Genomic DNA, 1,828 nt, shown 5'->3' with positions numbered 1-1,828 from the left:
CCCCAGGAGAACACATCGTCGCTGTCGGTGACCGGTATATCGATCATGCCCTTGACGAAGTAGTGCTGTGCTTTGATGACGCACTGGTCCGGGGACCCCGGCTTCCGCAATGTCGGTGTGGAGATCATCTGCACGCCAGACGTCGCCGACGCCATCGCGCAGCAGCTCCGGGACGCCGTCGAAGAGATCCTGGACGGCTACACCGACGATGACATCATCGACTGACAGCCCCGGCGGGCCGGCCGACCACGGCCGTACGACAGCGCCCCTTCCCGGCATTCGAGCTGCCGGGAAGGGGCGTCGCTCATCGTAGGCGGTCCACGACGGTCTGAAGGCGGCGGAGCGGGCGGAGTTCACCCGGCCGGTGCCGAAGGGCGCGGCCGTGCAGTTCCGGTTCCTCCTGACCCTGGGCGAAGGGCTCCACGGCGGCTGTGGCGGCCGGTTTGGGCACGTCCCGCCGCACGGTGCAGCGCTACCCCGCAGGCAAGCTCAAGCGGCCCCAGAAGGCGCTGCGGGCCGCGTTGGAGGAGGAGACCGCGCGGGACTGGCAGCCGGGCGTGCGTGCCCGGGTCCGCGAGCAGGCGGCCAGCAGCGGCGGCCTGCTGATCGAGGCCCGGGCCCGGTTCTGGTTCCGGGCCGCGCTCGGTTCCACCGACGACCCGCGAATCCGGCTCGTCACCCAGACCGTCTCACCGGACCACGCGGGCCGCATCCTCGCCGCCCGCGAGCGGGGCGCGACCGAAGCTGAGTTGTATGGGCTTGTTGCCAAAGCTCTGGGATATGCCTACTTCCAGAAATTCGGAGAGCGTGCGCAGGGTCCGGAGGTGGTTTTCAGCAACGTGGAATACATAGATTTCCGGTTCTGAGCGGGCCGCCCGACGGAGACCGAATTACCGGCCGCCTGAGCCGAAGCGCGACAGCTGTCACCGAGGCGGGCATGTTGTCAGCGGGTTTTGTTCCGGCGGCAGCAGGCTCGCCTCGCGTACAGAACCCGAGTGCAAGCGAAAGGCGCGCACCTGGCGGACCGTGATCCGTCAGATGCGCGCCCACGTGGCGCCCTGTCAATTCGGCGTCAGCTTCTCAGTACTGTGGCCGCGGGCGCCGGGACAATGCAACTCAGTTGCCGGTGAAGACGATCGAGCTCAGATTCGCCCCGTAAGTGGGCGTGCACGCGCCCCGGTAGAAGTTCCAATCGTGTCCCGAGGTGTCATGCACGTATCCCGTGTAGCTGTTCGAGCACACCTGGGTGGAATGCACGATGTTCATCCAGCCTGTGTTGGCGCTCCCACCGTCCCAGACGTAGCAGTAGTGGCCGCCCGAGCCGTAAGAGACGTTGACGACGGACGACAGGTTGCACGTGGAGTTCACGACCGTGGCGCTGGCCGGGGTCGCAGCGAGGGCGCCGGCGGTGGTGAGGCCGGCCACGATGGCTCCGGTTGCCAGCTTTCGGGCGAGATTCATGTGGTTCCCCCTGAGGATGTGTGCTTGGCGGGTTGTCTCCCATGCGAGCAGTGCCGCCGAGAGGCGGTGACGCGCTTTCGTGCATGACGGCTCGTTACGGGGACGTTGTGCGAGGTCGAGGCTAAGAGCTGCTGTCCTAGATCCGTCCTAGGTCCGTCCTTGCGCACTCCGTACACATGAGCGCATGTGACAAGTCGAATGCCTTGTTGGTGACAGCCAGACTGCTTCGACCGGTCCGAATCGCCGGCTCATCCCTCTCCGCTGGTGACAACTATGACGTGCCGATGATCATGGTTTTTTTGATCTTGGTTGTGCTGGGGTTGTGCAGTTGTTTCGGGTGGATGAGCGGGGGCGGGGTGTGGCCTGG

General features: G+C 65.8%; 4 protein-coding genes. 2 read left to right on the top strand and 2 right to left on the bottom strand.

Annotated elements, in window-relative coordinates; all coding sequences use genetic code 11:
- Positions 1-128 (bottom strand): DUF2199 domain-containing protein (locus tag ACFZAM_RS37120; protein ID WP_391052995.1); only part of this gene is annotated, 128 nt, incomplete at its 3' end.
- Between ACFZAM_RS37120 and ACFZAM_RS37115 the strand changes: the two genes are divergently transcribed.
- Positions 76-225: a hypothetical protein gene (locus tag ACFZAM_RS37115; RefSeq protein WP_391052999.1), complete on the top strand. Its 150-nt coding sequence runs from the start codon at positions 76-78 to the stop codon at positions 223-225. The two genes, ACFZAM_RS37120 and ACFZAM_RS37115, sit on opposite strands and share 53 nt — an antisense overlap.
- A gap of 218 nt (positions 226-443) precedes the next feature.
- Positions 444-866 (top strand): telomere-protecting terminal protein Tpg, encoded by a 423-nt coding sequence (gene tpg / locus ACFZAM_RS37110; protein ID WP_391052992.1) that lies wholly within the window; start codon positions 444-446, stop codon positions 864-866.
- 250 nt (positions 867-1,116) lie between these two features.
- Here the strand turns inward: tpg and ACFZAM_RS37105 are convergent, their stop codons facing one another.
- Entirely contained in the window at positions 1,117-1,461 is a 345-nt protein-coding gene (locus tag ACFZAM_RS37105) for a hypothetical protein (protein ID WP_355343394.1), read from the bottom strand.
- Between the last annotated feature and the right edge of the window lie 367 nt (positions 1,462-1,828).

Source organism: Streptomyces sp. NPDC008079 (assembly GCF_042957385.1).
In the GTDB taxonomy this organism is placed as follows: domain Bacteria; phylum Actinomycetota; class Actinomycetes; order Streptomycetales; family Streptomycetaceae; genus Actinacidiphila.
This window is presented reverse-complemented; position numbering and strand designations above follow the sequence as displayed.

Bases quoted from the DNA above. Each gene is read 5' to 3' on its own strand.
- ACFZAM_RS37105 (WP_355343394.1), bottom strand. From the start codon at position 1,461: ATGAATCTCGCCCGAAAGCTGGCAACCGGAGCCATCGTGGCCGGCCTC.
- ACFZAM_RS37115 (WP_391052999.1), top strand. From the start codon at position 76: ATGACGCACTGGTCCGGGGACCCCGGCTTCCGCAATGTCGGTGTGGAG.